13 protein-coding genes are annotated in these 18,535 nt (G+C 74.5%); 4 read left to right on the forward strand and 9 right to left on the reverse strand.

The window, feature by feature from the left end:
* Positions 1-147: 147 nt before the first annotated feature.
* From KLI87_RS10350 to KLI87_RS10370, 5 genes are all read right to left on the reverse strand, one after another.
* Positions 148-3,519, reverse strand: a complete 3,372-nt coding sequence (locus KLI87_RS10350; protein WP_214616793.1) for an ATP-dependent DNA helicase — start codon at positions 3,517-3,519, stop codon at positions 148-150.
* A gap of 66 nt (positions 3,520-3,585) precedes the next feature.
* Complete coding sequence (locus KLI87_RS10355; protein ID WP_308165937.1) at positions 3,586-6,786, reverse strand: ATP-dependent DNA helicase; 3,201 nt, start codon at positions 6,784-6,786, stop codon at positions 3,586-3,588.
* A gap of 153 nt (positions 6,787-6,939) precedes the next feature.
* Positions 6,940-7,281 carry an MGMT family protein gene (locus KLI87_RS10360; protein WP_214616794.1) on the reverse strand — a complete coding sequence of 114 codons (342 nt, stop codon included), beginning with the start codon at positions 7,279-7,281 and terminating at the stop codon, positions 6,940-6,942.
* A complete protein-coding gene (locus tag KLI87_RS10365; RefSeq protein WP_308165939.1) occupies positions 7,247-8,821 on the reverse strand; it encodes a S8 family serine peptidase in 1,575 nt (524 codons plus the stop codon). Before KLI87_RS10365 ends, KLI87_RS10360 begins: the two co-directional genes overlap by 35 nt.
* Positions 8,815-9,705: a hypothetical protein gene (locus tag KLI87_RS10370; RefSeq protein ID WP_156218909.1), complete on the reverse strand. Its 891-nt coding sequence runs from the start codon at positions 9,703-9,705 to the stop codon at positions 8,815-8,817. Before KLI87_RS10370 ends, KLI87_RS10365 begins: the two co-directional genes overlap by 7 nt.
* Positions 9,706-9,916: 211 nt before the next feature.
* Between KLI87_RS10370 and moeZ the strand changes: the two genes are divergently transcribed.
* Complete coding sequence (gene moeZ / locus KLI87_RS10375) at positions 9,917-11,098, forward strand: adenylyltransferase/sulfurtransferase MoeZ (RefSeq protein WP_214616795.1); 1,182 nt, start codon at positions 9,917-9,919, stop codon at positions 11,096-11,098.
* A gap of 95 nt (positions 11,099-11,193) precedes the next feature.
* On the opposite strand, the gene KLI87_RS10380 is transcribed toward moeZ, so the two are convergent.
* From KLI87_RS10380 to KLI87_RS10390, 3 genes are all read right to left on the reverse strand, one after another.
* Positions 11,194-11,850 carry a response regulator transcription factor gene (locus KLI87_RS10380; RefSeq protein ID WP_214616796.1) on the reverse strand — a complete coding sequence of 219 codons (657 nt, stop codon included), beginning with the start codon at positions 11,848-11,850 and terminating at the stop codon, positions 11,194-11,196.
* Positions 11,847-13,067 (reverse strand): sensor histidine kinase, encoded by a 1,221-nt coding sequence (locus KLI87_RS10385; RefSeq protein WP_250903791.1) that lies wholly within the window; start codon positions 13,065-13,067, stop codon positions 11,847-11,849. The genes KLI87_RS10380 and KLI87_RS10385 overlap by 4 nt, the downstream gene beginning before the upstream one ends.
* Positions 13,068-13,252: 185 nt before the next feature.
* Positions 13,253-13,978: a TetR/AcrR family transcriptional regulator gene (locus KLI87_RS10390; protein ID WP_214616798.1), complete on the reverse strand. Its 726-nt coding sequence runs from the start codon at positions 13,976-13,978 to the stop codon at positions 13,253-13,255.
* A 152-nt stretch (positions 13,979-14,130) separates the two neighbouring features.
* Here KLI87_RS10390 and KLI87_RS10395 point away from each other — a divergent pair, with 152 nt between their 5' ends.
* The 3 genes from KLI87_RS10395 to KLI87_RS10405 all read left to right on the forward strand — a co-directional run bounded on the left by KLI87_RS10395 (position 14,131) and on the right by KLI87_RS10405 (position 17,508).
* Positions 14,131-16,326 carry an MMPL family transporter gene (locus KLI87_RS10395; RefSeq protein ID WP_214616799.1) on the forward strand — a complete coding sequence of 732 codons (2,196 nt, stop codon included), beginning with the start codon at positions 14,131-14,133 and terminating at the stop codon, positions 16,324-16,326.
* A 155-nt stretch (positions 16,327-16,481) separates the two neighbouring features.
* Positions 16,482-16,784, forward strand: a complete 303-nt coding sequence (locus tag KLI87_RS10400) for a hypothetical protein (protein WP_214616800.1) — start codon at positions 16,482-16,484, stop codon at positions 16,782-16,784.
* Between the two features lie 178 nt (positions 16,785-16,962).
* Positions 16,963-17,508, forward strand: a complete 546-nt coding sequence (locus tag KLI87_RS10405; RefSeq protein ID WP_214616801.1) for a superoxide dismutase family protein — start codon at positions 16,963-16,965, stop codon at positions 17,506-17,508.
* A gap of 54 nt (positions 17,509-17,562) precedes the next feature.
* Here the strand turns inward: KLI87_RS10405 and KLI87_RS10410 are convergent, their stop codons facing one another.
* Entirely contained in the window at positions 17,563-18,450 is an 888-nt protein-coding gene (locus KLI87_RS10410; protein WP_214616802.1) for a Ku protein, read from the reverse strand.
* Positions 18,451-18,535 lie beyond the last annotated feature (85 nt).

Here is an 18,535-nt window from a genome sequence, read left to right on the forward strand (position 1 = left end):
TGAGGTAGTGCCCGGATCATCCCCGAAACCACGCACGGTGAACAGGGGGAAGTGAGAGTCATCACCCGGCGGCGTGACACGTCCCACGTCACGGCGAAAGGCGAGCTCACAACGCCGGAACCGGCCGGATCCAAACCCGAGCGGGGGTCAGGCCGACGGGACGGACTCCAGCAGCGCCGCCAGCCCGTCCGCGTCGAGGAGGTCGGCGGGCCGGACGGTGCGGTTCGCGCTGACGTAGTGGAAGGCCGCGCTGACCCGCCCGACCTCGACGCCCGCGAGCTCCGCCCAGGCCAGCCGGTACGCGGCGAGCTGCACGGAGGCGAACCCCGCCTCGTCGCCGGACGGCGGCGACCCGGTCTTCCAGTCGACGACCTCGTAGCCGCCGCCGCGCGAGCGGAACACGGCGTCCATGCGGCCCCTGACCAGCCGGTCGCCGATGATGGTCTCGAACGGGACCTCGATGTCGAGCGGCTCCCGCGCCGCCCACTCCGACTCCTCGAACCGCTCCCGCAGCCGCGCGAGGTGCGCGTCGTCGACGGCGCCCTCGTCGGCGGCGCCGGGCAGCTCGTCGGGGTCCAGGAGGCGCTGCTGGCCCCAGCGGCTCTCCAGCCAGGCGTGGAACGCGGTGCCGCGCCGCGCGTAGGGGGCGGGCGGCCGGGGCATCGGTCGGCGGATCTGCCGGGCCAGCGCCGCCGGGTCGCGCGCGAGCGACACCAGCGACGACACCGACAGGTTCTGGGGCAGCTCGACGAGCGTGCCGTCGCCGCCGCGCCCGCGGTCGCGCTCGGCGAGCAGCAGCTCGACGTCGCGCGCCCACGCGGTCATGCGGCCCCGGTCGGCCTCCGACAGGCCGTCGTTGCCGACCCAGTGGCGGGTGCGGCCCGAGATCGCGTCCTCGACCATGCGGGCGGCCTGCACGACGGCCTCGTACCGCTCGCGGGCGCCGGCGTCGGCGCGGCCCCGCTCGCCGGGCGCGAGCGGCCACTGCGCCTCGTCGGGGTCGGCGAGCAGCGGGTTGGCGGCGCCCTCCTCCGGCGGGTCGGCCCACAGCGCGACCGTCCCGGCGCCCGCCAGGCACACCGCGCGCACCTCCTCCAGGAACGGCGAGGGGCCGAGCGGGCGCCCGGAGGACCCCCACCAGTACCCGGTCGTGATGAGCAGGCTGGACGCGCGGGTCACCGCGACGTAGGCGAGCCGCCGCTCCTCCCGCAGGTCGCGCTCGGAGCACGCCTGGTCGAAGGCGGCGAGGTCGTCCTTGTCGAGGCCGCGCAGCGCGGGCAGGTCGGCGCGGTCGCCGCGCAGCATGAACGGCAGCACGCGCGGGTTCGCCGTCCAGCGGGTGGCGTTCTGCGGCGGCGAGGGGAAGATCGACCCCTTGGCGGGCCCGCCGTTCTTCTGCGGCACGTACGACAGCCCCGGGACGACGACGACCGGCCACTCCAGCCCCTTGGACGCGTGGACGGTGAGCAGCTTCACGCTGTCGGTCTCGCCGACCCGCCCGGCCTCCAGCCCGAACTCCTCGGTCTCGGCGGCCTTGAGGTAGGCGAGGAACGCGCCGAGCGTCGGGTCCTCGGCGTCGCCGGCGAAGGTGGCGGCGGCGTCGACGAACGCGTCCAGGTCGGCGCGGGCGGTCACCGGGTCCAGGCCCGACCGCGCGGCGACCTCGATGTCGAGCCCGAGCGTCCGCTCCACCTCGGTCACGAGGTCGGGCAGCGGGAGCCCGACCTGGCCGCGCAGCGCGCGCATCTCGTCGCGGAGCCGCCGCAGCCGCCCGTAGCCCTCCGGGGAGTAGGCGGCGGGGTCGCCGAGGTCGTCGAGCGCGTCCACGAGGCTGCCGGTCTCCTGGTTCAGCTCGCTGACGAGCTGCCGCAGCGGGTCCTCCGGCTCCCCCGCGGCCGCCTCCCCGGGCCCCGCCTCCTCGGCGGCCGGGCCCTCGGCGGAGGCCGGCGGGGTGACGTCGCGGGCGGAGTCCTGGGCGAGCGCGCGGGCGCGGCGGCCGAGCGCGACGAGGTCGCGCGGGCCGAGCCGCCAGCGGGGCCCGGTGAGCAGGCGGGCGAGCGACGCGCCGGCGGTCGGGTCGTGCACGGCGCGCAGGGTGGCGACGACGTCCTGCACCTCGGGGACGGTCAGCAGCCCGCCGAGCCCGACGACCTCGACGGGGACGCCGCGCGCCTCCAGCGCCCGCCGGATCAGCGGGAACTGCGACCGCTTCCGCGCGAGGACGGCGATGCCCGAGTAGCGGAGCGGCTCGCCGAGCGCGCCGCCGTCGGGCGCGGTCTCGACGCCCTCGGCCATCAGCCGGACGACCCGCGCGGCGATCCTGTCGGCCTCGTCCTCGACGGTCGCGAACAGCGCGCACTCGACGCGGCCGCGGTCCTCGCGCCCGGCGCCGGGGACGAGCCGGGGCACGGCGGCGGTCTCGGCGCGCAGCTCCTCCTGGATCGTGGCGGCGGCCTCCAGGACGCGCTCGCCGTTGCGGAAGGACCGGCTGAGCTGGACGACCGGCGCCGGCACCGGACGCCGCCCGGCGACGGCGGGCTGGGCGGGGAAGTCGTGGGCGAACCGCAGCAGGTTCCCGGCGCTGGCGCCGCGCCACCCGTAGATCGACTGGCACGGGTCGCCGACGGCCGTCACCGGGTGCCCGCCGGAGAACAGCGAGGTGAGCAGCACGAGCTGCGCCTGGCTCGTGTCCTGGTACTCGTCCAGCAGGACGACCGAGAACCGGGACCGCTCGATCATCCCGACCTCGGGGTGCCGGTAGGCGATCCGCGCCGACAGCGCCATCTGGTCGCCGTGGTCGATGACCTCCCGGTCGGCCTTGGCCCGCCCGTACGCCTCGACCAGCGGCATGAGCTGCTCGCGGACGGCGTGCTTGGCGAGGATGTCGCGCTGCGGCTTGAGCGGCTTGCGCAGCGCCGCGAACCGCTCGTCCAGCCAGGAGCCGACCTTGCGGACGTCCTCGGGGGTGCGCAGGTGCTCCGACAGGTCGCCCGCCAGCTCCATCACGGCCTTGGTGACGGTGTCGGGCTGCCACTCGACGCGGTCCATCGGGCCGTTGTAGGTGTCGACGACGCGGGAGCAGATCTGCCACGCGACGGCGGGCGAGATCAGCCGCATCGTCGGCTCCAGCGCCTCGCGCAGGGCGTGGTCGCCGAACAGCCGCGCGGCGTAGGAGTGATAGGTCGAGACCATCGGCTCGCCGTCGAACAGCGCCTCGCCGCCGAGCCGCTCCAGCTCGTCGGCGGGCAGCGCCTCGCGCAGCGTGTCGAGCCGCTTGCGGACGCGGACGCCCAGCTCGGCGGCGGCCTTGCGGGTGAAGGTCAGCCCGAGCACGCGCTCGGGCCGCACGAACCCGTTGGCGACCAGCCACACCACCCGCGCGGCCATCGTCTCGCTCTTGCCCGACCCGGCGCCCGCGATCACCGCCATCGGCGCGAGCGGCGCCTCGATCACCCGCGCCTGCTCGTCGGTCGGCGGCGGGATCTCCAGCAGCCGGGCCAGCTCCCCCGGCGTGATCACCTCGCCGCCCCCTCCACCGCCCCGACGACCGCACCGACCACCGCGCCGACCAGCGGGCGGGCCGGGTCAGTCGCCAACCTGACCGCCCTCGTCGTGCACCGGACAGCAGGACCGTACGGGACACGTCCGACACTTGTCGTTGGCCCGCGCCTGGAACACCTCGCCCGCCATCCCGGTCGCGACGATCTCGACGAGCTTCTTCGGCCACTCGGGGTCATCGTCCTGCGAGGGCGGCGGCTGCTCCTGCTCGCGGGCCCGCGCGGCGAAGGCGGCCTTGCCGACCTGGACGAGCTTGGCGCCGCCGGGCTCGATCAGGCCGTGCCGCTCGAACGCGCCGAGCATCACCGCGTACTGGTAGACGCCGAGCTGCGGGTGCCGCGCGAGGTCCTCCTTCGGGACGGCGCCGCTGGAGGTCTTGATGTCGATGATGACGGCGCGGCCCTGCTCGTCGCGTTCGGCGCGGTCGATACGGCCCTTGATGACGACGCGGCCGAGGTCGACCTTGAACGACTCCTCCAGCGCGACGACCTCGTTGGGGTTGTCGCGGTGCCAGGCGAGGAACCTGTCGACCATCGTCGCCGCCTGGTCGCGCTGCTTCTCCGAGTACCAGCCGCTGCGGAAGTCGAGGTCCTTCCAGATCTCGTCGAGCCGCTCCGCGACGTGGACCTCGCTGATCCCGTCGTCGGCGCCCGCCATCTCCGCGACCGCGTGGATGACCTTGCCCATCGTGCTGAACTCGTTGGGCCCGCCCTCCTGCGCGCCGACGGCGGAGGCGAGCAGCCAGCGCAGCCCGCAGGTGGTGAACGCCTCGACCTGGGACGGGGAGATCGTGATCCCCTCGTCCTCGGCGAACGCGGGCCCGGCGTCCGACAGCGCGGTGATCGCATACCAGTTCTCCGGCCTGGCGCCGCGCACCCCGGCGCGGGCGAGCCGCGCGAGGTGCCCGGCGGCGGCGCGGCGCAGCGGCTCGGGACGGGACGGGTCGGCGACCGCCGAGCGCAGGTCGGCGACCAGCGCCGACAGCGACAGCCAGCGGGTCTTCTCATCGAGCTGCGACTGCTCGATGGCGCCGGGCAGCAGCTCGTTCAGGAACCGGGACGGGCGCTCCTCGGTGTCGTCGCCGCCGACCGCCGTCACCACCAGCCGTCGGCGGGCGCGGGTGACGGCGACGTAGAACAGGCGGCGCTCCTCGTCCAGCATCTTGGCGGCCATCGACGCGCCCGCCGCGTCCTTCCCGTCGGGCTCGGCCCCGGCGGCGTGCTCGACCAGCTCCTCGACGCCGAGCAGCGACCCGCGCAGCCGGACGTCGGGCCACACGCCCTCCTGCACGCCCGCGACCACGACGACGTCCCACTCCAGGCCCTTGGCGCGGTGCGCGGTGAGGATCCGGACGGCCTCGCCCTCGGGCGCGTGCTCGGCGAGGGTGTCCCCGGCGATCTCCTGCGCGGCGATCGTGTCGACGAACAGCTCGGGGCCCGCCTGCGGGAGCCGGTCGACGAACCGCGCCGCGTGGTCGAACAGCGCGACGACGGCGTCGAGGTCGCGGTCGGCGGCGGCGCCGCGCGTCCCGCCCTTGGCGCTCTGCTCCAGCAGCACGTCGGCCCGGCCGCTCTCCCGCCACACCTCCCACAGCACGTCCTCGGCGGTGCCGCCGTCGTGGACGGTGCGCCGCGCCACCTCCACCAGGTGCGCGACGCGCTCGGCGGGCGCCCGCACCCTCTCGTGCACGGCGACCAGCTCGCGCGGATCGTTCACCGCGGCGATCAGCAGGTCGCCCAGCGGCCGCTGCCCGCCCGACAGCTCCTCCAGGTCGCGCAGCGCGCGCTTGAGGCGCCGCATGGCGAGGGCGTCGGCGCCGCCGAGCGGGCCGGTGAGCAGGTCCTCGGCGACGACCTCGTCCAGGAAGCCCTTCTGCAGCGCCGCGCGCAGCAGCAGCAGGAACGGGCGGACGGCGGGCTCGGCGACCAGCGGCACCTCGTCGCCCGCGACCACCACCGGCACCCCGGCCTGGGCGAGCGCGCGGCGCAGCACCGGGACCTGCCGGATCGCGCTGCGGACCAGCACCGCCATCCGCGACCACGGCACGCCGTCGAGCAGGTGCGCACGGCGCAGCTCGTCGGCGACGAGCGCGGACTCCTGGCTCTCGGAGTCGGCGATCACAGCACGCACTTCATCGGGGGGTCCAGGGGGGGCGCCCCCCCTGACAGACGCTGGGCGGACCTGGCCGTCTTCGAGGCCGTCCGGAAGGCGGAGCGCGCGGTGCTCGGCGGCGCCCGCCGACCCGGCGGGGAGCCGCCGCGCGATCCGGCGGGACGCCTCCAGGATCTCCGGGCCCATCCGGCGGCACGTCCGCAGCGCGACCACCGGCGCGGGCCGCCCGTCCAGCGTCGGGAAGCGGGTCGGGAACTCCTGGATGCCGCGCACGTCGGCGCCCCGGAACCCGTAGATCGACTGGTCGGGGTCGCCGACGACGACGAGGTCGCGGCCCTCCCCCGCCAGGTGCCGCAGCAGCGCCTCCTGCGCGGGGTCGGTGTCCTGGTACTCGTCGACGAACACCGCGTCGTAGGCGTCCTGCTCGCGGATCCGCGCGTCCTCGTCGACGAGCGTCCCGGCGGCGCGCTGGATCAGCTCGCCGTAGTCGTAGGTCTGGACGGGGTCGAGCGCGAAGCGCTGCTCGTACCGGTCCATGAACGAGCCGATGGCGGGCCAGTCGTCGCGCCCCCGGATCCGTCCGAGCGCGGCGAGGCCGTCGGAATAGTACTGGCGCTCCACCGCCCGCAGCGTGAAGTCGCGCAGCTCCTCGGCGAAGCCGCGGGTGGCCAGCGCGGCGCGCAGCCGCTCCGGCCAGTCGCGGGCGCCGTCGGCCAGCTCGCCCTCCAGCAGCCGCCGCACCTCCAGGAGCTGCTCGGGCCCCGACAGCAGCCTCGGCGCGTCCTCCCCGTTCAGGACGGCGTCGCGGCGCAGCAGCGCGAACGCGTAGCCGTGGAAGGTCAGCGCGAGCGGCGTCCGCGTCGTGCGGTGCAGCCGCCCGGTGATCCGCTGCCGCAGCTCGCCCGCCGCCTTGCGGCTGAACGTCAGGACGAGGACCCGCTCGGGGTCGGTGCCGCGGTTCTCGATCCGGTCGACGACCGCCTCGACGATCGTCGTCGTCTTGCCGGTGCCGGGCCCGGCGAGCACCAGCATCGGCCCGCCGGCGTGCTCGACCACCCGCCGCTGCTGCTCGTCGAGCAGGGGCGGGACGGCGCGCGCGGGACCCGCGCGACGCACGAGGCGATAGGAAGCTTGCGGCACAACATTTCATTGGAGCAGATCACCGGGGCCGCTCGGACCACATCGCACGCATGTCGCGCATGTGGCGAGGTCGCACGGCGGTGATGAACGGTGGGCGAGGCGGTCAGGGCGTGAGAAGCGTCACGGGGGTCAGGGCGCCTCTTCGACTTCGACGTCCATCCAGCGGGCGCGGGACATGTCGACGCGGCTCCCGTCCGGGCGCAGCGGCGTGCCCTCGGCGCGGTAGTGCTCGTGGGCGACGATCTCGTGGCCGCTCGGGGGTCTGCCGTCCGACCGGGTCACCCGCCACCACGGGACGGCGCCCCCGTACAGCGACATCACGCGCCCGACCTGCCGGGGCCCGCCCTTCCCGACGAGTTCGGCGAGGTCCCCGTAGGACATGACGCGACCGGGCGGGATCCGCTCGACCGCGTCCAGGACGGCCTCGGCGTACTCGTCAGGTTCCGACCACACCGTCCGATCCTCCCGCATCACCGGAGTCCTCGGGCTCGCCGGGCGGCCGCGCGCCGTTCGGCGGGGGCCCCGGCGGCGCGAACGACGGCGCGCCCGGCGGCGTGTTCGGTGGCGTGTTCGGTGGCGTGTTCGGTGGCGGCGGATACGCGGGGCCGGGCTGCCGCATGTACGAGGGCGGACGGTGCGGAGGGGCGCCGGGCGAGCGGCCCCCGAAGGACGGGGGCTGCCCGGGGCGTCCGCCGAACGGAGGCCCGGTCGGCCCGCCGAAGAAGCCGGCCGGGGCGGGCGCCAGGGCGGGGCGGGGGTGGCGGCGGTGGAAGGCCACCGAGATCGCCACGGCGGCCAGCGTCCCGCCGGCCCCCACGACGAGGATCGCCAGGATCAGCGGGTTGACCCAGCCGGGCCGGTCGATGATCGCCACCGGGCCCGGCTCGGCGTCGCCGAACCGGTCGCGGGCGGGCTTGCCCGCGGCGGCGCCGGGGCGGGCGGAGGTCAGCGTGTCCGCCGCCGCGAGCGCGCGCTGGGCGTTGACCTGGCCGAACCCGATCTCCGGGCCGTATTTGCCGCTCGGCCCGTAGCGGGTGCCGGCGATGAGCGCCTGGGAGACCAGCGCGGGCGGCAGCTTCGGATGCCGGGCGCGGATCAGCGCGGCGATGCCCGACACGAGCGCGCAGGCGTCGCTCGTGCCGCCGCTGCGGTAGTAGGCGCCGTCGGATCCGGCCACGGGGATGTCGATGCCGGGCGCCCCCAGCAGCACCGAGTAGTTGCGGTTGGAGAAGGGGACGCGGGCGTGCGCGCTGTCGGTGGCGGCGACCGCGATCACGCCCGGGTAGGACGCGGGGTAGGAGTAGGGCGCGAAGCCGTCCCCGTCGAGGAGGCCCCGCTTGTCGCCCTCGTTCCCGGCCGCCGCGACGACCACGATGCCCTTGCCGATGGCGTAGCCGACGGCCTCCCGCTCCTCCGCCGACTCCCGGCTCTCGCCGAGCGAGAGGTTGATCACGTCGGCGCCGTGGTCGGCGGCGTGGCGGATGCCGCGCGCGACCGCGCTCTCGGACCGCTCGTCGGTGCGGAACCGCCGGTAGCTGGGGTCGCCCTTCTGGCCGATGACGCGGATCGACAGCACCCTCGACTCGGGCGCGACCCCGATGACGCCGTCCTTCCCGCCGGGCCCGTGGCCGTGCCCGGCGATCAGCGAGGCCATGTTGGTGCCGTGCATCTGGAGCGGCTTGGTCCCCGCGTCGATCGGGGCGAGCATGTTCGGGCCGGTGGTCACCGACCCGGCGAGGTCGGGATGGCTCCCCACGACACCGGTGTCGACCACGGCGACGGTCACGCCCCGGCCCCGTGTGATCTTCCACGCGGCCGGGACGTCGAGGTCGTCCAGGATCGGCTGCTGCGCCGCGCGGATCTCGTCGGCGCGCGCGGCCGCGGCGGGCACGACCGGGACCCACGCCCCGCAGACCGGCGCGGCGACGGCCGCCGCCGCGAGCACCGCCGCGGCCCCGCGCACCCGGGCGCGGGTCCGGGCGCGCACCGGGGCGCGCATCCGGGTCAGCACCGCCACTCGCTGCGGTCGCAGTCCGGCAGGGACCGGACCGACAGCGACCGCGCCACCGCGCGGCCGAGCTGCGGCGCCACGATGAACGGCTCGCCGGGGCGCGGCTTCTTGACGGCGGCGGCGGGGCGCCCGTCGGTCTGGCCGGACGTGGTCAGCACGACATAGGGGCCGCCGCGGTCGAACGTCCGGTCCTGCCGGGCGGCGTCGGTGAAGCGGGCGGCGGCCGTCCCGGGGAACGCGGCGGCCTTCAGCGCGGGGGCGACGGTGCCGGTCCCGTCCGGGCCGTGCGAGTCGGGAAGCTCCTTGAACGCCCTGTCGGCCTGCCAGGGGTCGGGGAAGACCGCGACGCCGACGGTGACGACGACCCCTTCGAGCTGGTCGGTGTAGGTGGCGCGCAGCACCGCCTTGCAGCCGTGCTTGCGCAGCGTCGTCATCAGGCCGGGGTCCACGCCCTGCTCGCAGCCGGTGTCGGGGACGATGCCCATCCGCGTCGCGTACTCGCTGCGGCCCTCGTCGGGGGCGTAGCTGAGCCGCGCGGGGAAGACCCGGTCGGCGGGCCACGCCTCCCAGCGCCGCGCGACCTCGGCGTTGGCGGCGCGCTGCAGCTCGGCGTTGGTGGGGTCGCGGTGCAGGGTCGTCCAGGCCCCGGCGGCGCCGATGACGGTCATCGCGAGGTAGCAGCAGCCGACGACGGCGGCCACGAGCATCCACTGCCGGGCGCGCAGGCCGAGCACGGTCGGCGGACGGATCGCCGGCGGGCCCGCGAGGGGGACGGGCGGCGGGCCGGCGAGGCGGCCCGGGGGCGCGGCGCCGTGGTGGTGACCGGCGTCGGGCGGCCCGGGCGGTCTGGGCGGCTGCTGGGGGGAGGGGGGCAGGAATGCCACAACAGCCAAGATTAACTGGGCTTCACGACATTCCGCCCTGACATCGCGGTAAGGGCGCTTCACCCAGGCACGACATCACCACCTGACAGCCGGGTCAGGGCGCGCCGGAGGCGGACACCGCGCTCGGGGAATTCCGCTGGACATGGCAAGGTTGTGCCGTAAGGACATGACGTCCCCCGTACCAGCCGAGCGTCAGCACAGGAGCATCACCGTGTCGTTGCCACCTCTGGTCGAGCCCGCAGCCGAGCTCACCCGCGACGAGGTCAACCGCTACTCGCGGCACCTCATCATTCCCGACGTGGGGATGGCCGGGCAGAAGCGCCTCAAGAACGCCAAGGTCCTGGTCGTCGGCGCGGGCGGCCTCGGCTCCCCGGCCCTGATGTACCTGGCCGCCGCCGGCGTCGGGACGCTCGGCGTCGTCGACTTCGACATCGTGGACGAGTCGAACCTCCAGCGCCAGGTCATCCACCGGCAGTCCTCGCTCGGCAAGCCGAAGGTCGAGTCGGCCGCCGCGACCGTCTGTGAGATCAACCCGCTGATCGAGGTCGTGGTGCACAACACCGCGCTCGACCGCGACAACATCATGGACATCTTCGCCGAGTACGACCTGATCCTGGACGGCACCGACAACTTCGCCACCCGGTACATGGTCAACGACGCGGCCGTGCTGCTCGGCAAGCCGTACGTGTGGGGCTCGATCTACCGCTTCGACGGCCAGGCGTCGGTGTTCTGGGCCGAGCACGGCCCCTGCTACCGCTGCCTCTACCCCGAGCCGCCGCCGCCCGGCATGGTCCCCTCCTGCGCGGAGGGCGGGGTGCTCGGCGTGCTGTGCGCCTCGATCGGCTCGATCCAGGTGAACGAGGCCATCAAGCTCCTCGCGGGCATCGGCGAGCCGCTGGTCGGCCGCCTCATGATCTACGACGCCCTGGAGATGACCTACCGCTCGGTCAAGGTCCGCAAGGACCCGGAGTGCCCGCTGTGCGGGAAGAACCCGACGCAGACCGAGCTGATGGAGGACTACGAGGCGTTCTGCGGCGCGGTCTCCGAGGAGGCCGCCGAGGCCGCCGCGCAGTCCACGATCTCCGTCCACGACCTCAAGGGCATGCAGGACCGCGGCGAGGACATCTTCCTCGTGGACGTCCGCGAGCAGAACGAGTACGAGATCGTCTCGATCCCGGGCGCGACGCTGATCCCGAAGGGCGAGTTCCTGAACGGCTCGGCGCTGGAGCGCCTCCCGCAGGACCGCAAGATCGTCCTGCACTGCAAGTCGGGCGCGCGGTCGGCCGAGGCGCTGGCCGTGGTCAAGAACGCGGGCTTCGCGGACGCCGTGCACGTCGGCGGCGGCGTGCTGGCCTGGGTGAAGCAGATCGACCCGAGCCAGCCGTCCTACTGATCCGATACTGAGCCAACCCGCTGCCAGGCGGGTGTGCGGGACCCCCGGGACCGGTCACGGTTCCGGGGGTCTCTTGTGTCCGGTGCGGCTCGGTCTCAGTGCGGCGTGACGCCGGTCCGGACGGCGAGGACGGCGAGCCTGATCCGGTTGGGGCAGCCCGTCTTGCGCATCAGGTTCGCGACGTGGGTCTTCACGGTGGTGACGCCGAGGTGCAGCCGGTCGCCGATCTCCCGGTTCGACAGGCCCGCGCCGACCAGCGCCAGCACCTCCGCCTCGCGCGCGGTCAGCCCCGCCGGGGGCCGCGGCTCGTCCTCCTCCCGCGGCTCCGAACGGGCCCGCACCGCCCGGTCGACGAGCCGCCGCAGCACGTCGCCGCTGTAGGGGGACTCGCCGCCCGCCGCCATCCGCACGGCGCGCAGCAGCTCGGGCGGCGGCGCGTCCTTCACCATGAACCCGAACGCCCCGGCGGCGAGCGCGGGGTAGAGGTGGTCGTCGTCGTCGAAGGTGGTCAGCACCACGACCCGCACCGACGGCCAGGCCGCCGTGATCCGGCGGGTCGCGGCGATCCCGTCCACGCCGGGCATGCGCAGGTCCATCAGCACGACGTCCGGGCTCAGCTCCCCGACCAGGCGCGGCGCGTCGCGGCCGTCCCCGGCCTCGCCGACGACCTCCATGTCGGGCGCGGAGTCGCAGAGCATCCGCAGCCCCATCCGGACGAGGTGCTGGTCGTCCACCAGCAGGACGCGGATCACGCCGCCCTCCCCGACGGCTCGGCCCCCACGGGCGGGCCCTCGCCCGGGGGGAGGTCCGGGGCGGGGAACTCGGCGAGCAGCCGCCAGCCGCCGTGCTCGCGCGGCCCGGCGGCGAGCGTGCCGCCGAGCAGCTCGACGCGCTCGGTCATCCCGACGAGCCCGTGCCCCGAGGTCCCCGGCTCGCCCGCCGCGCGCGGCGCCCTGGCGGCGCGGGCGCCGTCGTCGGTGATCTCCAGCCGGACGGCCTGCCCGCCGACCCGCACCGACAGCGCGGCCGACGCGCCGGGGCCCGCGTGCCGGGCGACGTTCGCGAGCCCCTCCTGGACGATCCGCAGCACGGTCAGCCGCCGGACGGCGTCCAGCCCCGCGACGCCGGGGTCGATGTCGGCGGCAATCTCCAGCCCGTCGCCCCGGCCGCGCTCCAGCGCCGCCTCCAGCGCGGCGGGGAGCCCGGCGCGCTCGACCAGCGGCACGCCCGGCTCGGCGAGGCCCGGGTCGCGCAGCACGGCCACGAGGTGGCGCAGGTCGGCGAGCGCCGCCGCGCCGGAGGCGTGCAGGTCGTCCAGCACCTCGGTGACGCGCGGGTCGGCGGAGGGCAGGACGTGCCGGGCCACCCCCACCCGCAGCACCATCGAGGACACGTGGTGCGCGACGAGGTCGTGCAGCTCGCGGGCGATGGCGGCGCGCTCGCCCGCCCGCGCGGCGACCGTCTGCGAGCGGCGCGAGCGCTCCTGCTCCTCCATCCGCTCGCGGGTGAGCCGGATGTAGGCGCCGAGCAGCATCGGCAGCCCGACCAGGACCGCGACCCGGAACAGCGTCGGCGGGACGTCCTGGGCGGTGCCGACCGCGTGCACGCACACCAGCGCGGCGACCAGGCCCGCGACGGCGGCGAGCGCCCGGGCCCGGCACGGCCGCAGCGCCAGCTCGAACAGCGTGATCGCGATCATCCCCTTGAGCGTGACCGCGGCGTGCGCGTGCAGCATGTCGCCGAGCACCAGCAGCGCCGCGGCGGTGACCGGCGCCACCTGGGCGGCCCGGCTGGCGGAGGGCAGCAGGACGCCCGCGAAGGCGGCGGCGAACCCGGCGGACACGATCGCGCCGTCGGTGACGTCCTGCGGACGGTGCAGCAGCAGCAGGTCGCCGAGGCCGAGCACGGCCAGCACGACGAGCCGGGCGGGGCCCGAGCCTCCGTCGAACGCCCGCTCCATCCATCGCATCAGCACGTCCCGATCGTACGAGCCGGGCCCGCCGGCGCGGCTCCTGCGACCGGAGGAGGCGCCTCCTCCGGGAGGCCGCGGCGCCGTCCTCGCGGCGGACGCGCCGTCCCGCCCGCGGCGCCGAGAGTGGGGCGCGTCCCCTCCCGGAAGGACGCACCGTGGACCACCTGGCAGCCGCGCCGCCGCTACCCCTCGCCCTTCGGCGGGGTGTAGGTGAGGCCGAGGACGCCGGCGATCTCCGAGAGCATCAGCTCGAACATGGGCGCGGCGTCGTCCAGGGCGAAGTCCAGGTGCCCGAAGACCTCCAGGCTGACGCTCCCCTGGAGCCGGATCCAGCAGGCGAGGAACTGCTGGATCACCCCGATCGGCAGCTCGACGCGGAGGTCCTCCTCGCGGTACCGGACGAGCTGCGCGTACAGGGCCGGGTCGATCTCGTCGTCGGAGGGGACGGGGAAGGGCCGCTTGCGCCACAGCTCCATGAACAGCGCCATGAACGTCCAGCCGAACTTGCGGGCGCACTCCTCGGCGAAGTCGGAGTCCTCCTCCTCGTAGAGGGTGCCGCGCACGGGGGTGCCGAACAGCAGCGCGTACTCGCGCGGATGGGCGAAGGCCCACAGCCGGAACCGCCGGGACACCGCGAGGAACTTGCCGCTCAGGTCGCCGCCCTCGACGCCGTGCATCGCCTCGCGCAGGTCCTCGGTCAGCTCGGTGAAGATGTCGCCGACCAGGTGCCGGAGCAGCTCGCCGTGGCTGCCGAAGTACCGGTACAGCGCGGGCGCGGTCATCCCCATCGCGCGGGCGATCGCGCGCAGCGTGACCGCGTCGGCGCCCTCCTCGACGAGGATCCGCCGCGCGGTCTCGGAGATCTCCTTGACCGTCGCCGCGCGCAGCCGGTCCCGCCGTGTCGTCACCTTCCGCCGCCCCTCTGTTCCTCCGTGTCCCGGTCGCATGATCCCTCAAGAAACACCCTTGACGATAGTGAAGCTCGTATGCGAAGTTAACACCATTCACTCTAAACAGCGTTAACTCTCGTGATTGTTGATTACCCGCAGGAAGGACGACCATGTTCGATCAATGGGGCCGGTGGGTCCACCGGCGCCGCCGCGCGGTCCTCGCGGTCGCGGGTGCGCTGCTCGTCGTCGCCGCCGTCTGGGGCACGGGCGTCTTCGGCGCGCTGTCCTCGGGGGGCGGCTTCAACACCCCCGACAGCGAGAGCGCCCGCGCGGCGGCGACCGCCGAGCGCGACCTCGGCCGCGACCAGGCCGACGTCGTGATCCTCTACCGGGGCCGCCCCGGGATGACGGTCGACGACCCGGCCTACCGCGCCTCGGTCGAGCGGGCGCTCGCCGCGCTGCCGCGCGCCGAGGTCACCGCCGCCGTCACGTACTGGACGGCGAGATCGCCGCAGTTCGTCAGCAAGGACAGGACGGCCACCTACGCCGTGCTGCGCCTGGCCGGGTCCGACGACGGCGCCCGCGACGACTCCTACGACGCGGTCAAGGACCGGCTCACCGAGGTCGACGGCGGCCTCACCGCCAAGGTCGGCGGGCTCGTCGGCACCGGCACCGCGATCAACTCGCGGGTGGCCTCCGACATCGGCCGGGCCGAGGGCATGGCGATGCCGATCCTGCTGGTGCTGCTCGTGCTGATCTTCGGCGGGCTGGTGGCGGCGAGCCTGCCGCTGGCCGTCGGCGGCGTCGCGATCCTCGGCTCGTTCACCGCGCTGCACCTGCTCACCTACGTCACGGACGTGTCGATCTTCGCGGTGAACATCACCACGTTCCTCGGGCTCGGCCTCGCCATCGACTACGGGCTGTTCATGGTGAGCCGGTTCCGCGAGGAGATCGCCCGCGACCCGGACCGCGTCTCGATCGAGGACGCGCTCGCCACCACGATGGCCACCGCCGGGCGCACCGTCGCGGTGTCGGGGGTCACGGTCGCGGTGTCGCTGTCGGGGCTGCTGCTGTTCGACCAGAACTTCCTGCGCTCGATGGGCTACGGCGGCATCGCGACCGTGTTCGTCTGCATGGTCGGCGCGCTGACCGTCCTGCCCGCGCTGCTGGCCGTGCTCGGAACCCGGGTGAACGCGCTGTCGATCCGGCGGCGCAGGAAGGCGGCCGCCGCGCACGGCGCCGAGAGCCGGGCGAACGGCTGGTGGGGACGCCTCGCGCACAGCGTGATGCGCCGTCCCGTCGTCTACGTCGCGGCCACGGTCGTGCTGCTCGGCGTCCTCGGCGCGCCCGCCCTGCGGATCAACTGGGGCGGCGTCGACGCCAAGGCCCTGCCCGAGGGCGCCGACGCCCGCGTCGTCGCCGAGACGATGGAGACGCAGTTCCTGCGCAACGTGACCGACCCCATCGAGGCGGTCGTGACCGGCACGTCCGACCGGGCGGCGATCCAGGCGTACGGGGACCGCCTGGACGCGCTGGACGGCGTGACCGGCGCGGCCGTCACCGGCACCAACACCGCGAACGGCGGGACGACCACCCGTATCGCGCTGCGCTATGACGCCGACCCGAACTCCAGCGAGGCGCGGGCGCTGGTGGACAGGGTCCGGGACGTCCCGGCCCCGCCCGGCGCGAAGGTCGAGGTCGGCGGCTCGACCGCCGAGATCGTCGACCAGCTCTCCAGCATCGGCGCGACGCTGCCCTGGCTCGCGCTGCTCATCGGCGGCGCCACGTTCGTGCTGCTGTTCCTCGCGTTCGGCTCGGTGATCCTGCCGCTGAAGGCGATCGTGATGAACGTGCTGACGCTCGGGGCGACGTTCGGCGCGCTCGTGCTGGTCTTCCAGGAGGGCCACCTGTCCGGCCCGCTGGACTTCACCGCGACCGGCTCGGTGTCCCCCGCGATGCCGATCCTGATGCTGGCGATCCTGTTCGGGATCTCGATGGACTACGAGGTGTTCCTGCTGTCGCGGGTGCGCGAGCAGTACGACCTGACCGGCTCCACCACCGCCGCCGTCGGCGCCGGCGTGCAGCGCACCGGCGGGATCATCACGAGCGCGGCGCTGCTGTTCATCGTCGTGATCGGCGCGTTCGCGACGTCCGGGGTCACGTTCATCAAGATGGTCGGGGTCGGGATGGCGCTGGCGATCGTGCTGGACGCGACCGTCGTGCGGGCGCTGCTCGTGCCCGCCACGATGCGGCTGCTCGGGCGCGCGAACTGGTGGGCCCCCGGCCCGCTGGGCCGCCTGTACGCGCGGTACGGGATCCGGGAGGACGACCACCCGTCCCCGGCCGCGCTGGAGCCCGTGTCCTGACCGGTACCGGCCGGACGTGATACGACGAGGTGGGGCGACGGTGATCCTTCGCCCCACCTCGCCGTTTCCCGCCCCGGCCACATCGCCCGAACCGCTTGTGATCTCCCTCTCGGCGGCGCCAGACTGAACGGGATTCTTGTTGGGGGGAGAGCACGATGTCCGTGCAAGCCATCAGCGAGGCCGAGGCGGCGCTCGCGCACCTGGAACGGCTCACCGGGGTCCTGCGGTCCGGCGGCTGGATCGTCGAGGTCGCCGCGCACGCCGACCGGTGGCCGTCCGCCCTGGTCGCCAACCCCGAGATGCGGGGGCTGAACGAGAACGTCATCGCCGTCCTGGAGCAGCCCGGCGGCACATGGTCCTACTTCTACGGCTGGGGCGAGCGGATCTGCCCGTGCGCCGAGCCGGAGGCCGCCGCGTCCGCGCTCGCCCGCGTGCTGTCGGCGCGCCGCGACGGCTGACCCCGCCCCCGCCCCCGCCCGCGTTTCCGTCCCCGCCCCCCGGCCACAGGCGGACTTCCTCCCCGCCCGGCCTTCTTCTTGACCCGACACGGGAACTCCGCGCGCCCGTCCGACGACGGCGCGTAGGCATGATCGTGAGCCACCGGTCGCCGGCACCGGTCCCACGGAGAGGAAGATCATGCCATTGACCGTCCGCGCCGCCCTCACGCTGGCCACCGCCGGCGTCGCGCTGGCCTCGCTCCCGGTCCCCGCGATGGCCCGCGACGCGTCCGCGCGCGGCGAGCCGCCCCGGGAGGACCCGCACATCATCTCGGTGGGCCCGACCTACGTCTACGACCCCGCCTACTCGGGCGTCCGGACGGAGATCCTCGTCGCCGAGCAGGGGCGCCGCACGATCGTGAACCTCAAGGCCACCGGGTTCCCCGCCAAGACCGCGGGCCGCACGTTCGGCGCCCACGTCCACCGGAAGGCGTGCGGCAAGAACCCCGCCGACGCCGGCGAGCACTACCGCGACCCGAGGATCTCGTCGAAGGCCCCGCTCCGCGACAAGGAGATCTGGCTCGACCTCAAGGTCAGGAGGGACGGCACCGCCAAGGCGCGGACCGTCCACCGCGGGCTCGTCGCCCACCGGGCCGCGGGCTCGATCGTCATCCACGCCGAGCCGACCGACCCCAGGAGCGGGGGCGCCGGGACGCGGCTCCTGTGCACCAACGTGCCGTTCTGAATCCGCCGGTCTGAACACCACGGGCCGCCCGCCGCCGTCCCGTCGGCGGCGGGCTCAGGCCGACTTGCGGCTCCGGCTCCGCCCCTTGGCCGGCTCCTTCTTCGCCGGCTCCTTCTTCCCGCCCGACTTGGCCGAGGCCCCCTTGCCCCCGGCGGGCTTCCGCTCGCCGCGCCCCTTCTTCGCCGCCTCGACGCTCGCGCGCAGCGCGCTGAGCAGGTCCGCGGCGGGCTCCGCCGCCTCCTCCTCCGCCGGGCGGGTGACCTCCCGCCCCTCCACCTTCGCGTCGATCACCTGCTGGAGGGCCTCCCGGTAGGCGTCCTTGTACTCCCCGGGGTCGAACTCCCCCTCCATCGACTCGATCAGCGACGTCGCCATCGTCAACTCCTGCTTGCGGACCTCGACGTCCTCCTCCAGGAAGGGGAAGTCGGCCGCGCGGACCTCGTCGGGCCACAGCATGGTCTCCAGCACGAACACCCCGCCGCGCACCCGCAGCGTCGCCAGCGACTCGCGCTGCCGCAGCGCCACCTTGACGATCGCGACCTGCCCCGACTCCTCCAGCGCGTCGCGCAGCAGGACGTAGGGCTTGGCGCCCTGCGCGTCCGGCTCCAGGTAGTAGGACTTCGCGAAGTAGATCGGGTCGACCTCGTCGCGCTCCACGAACTGGAGGACGTCGATCCTGCGGCTGGAGGACAGCGGCAGGTCGGCGAAGTCCTCGTCGGTCAGGATCACCATCTCGCCGCTCGGCAGCTCGTACCCCTTGGCGATGTCGGAGTAGGACACCTCCTCGCCGTCGACCGTGCAGACCCGCTTGTACTTGATCCGGCCCCCGTCCTCGCGGTGTACCTGGTGGAAGGCGACGTCCCGCTGCTCGGTCGCCGAATAGAGCTTCACCGGTATCGTCACCAGCCCGAACGAGATCGCGCCCTTCCAGATACTGCGCATGATCTCTCCTTACCCAGCGCGTTCCTCCCCCTAGCGTCGCAACCTCGTTCGATTTGCTCCACAACGAGCCGTTGATCCTTTTCTC

Source organism: Actinomadura sp. NEAU-AAG7, assembly GCF_018603865.1.
In the GTDB taxonomy this organism is placed as follows: Bacteria; Actinomycetota; Actinomycetes; order Streptosporangiales; family Streptosporangiaceae; genus Spirillospora; species Spirillospora litoris.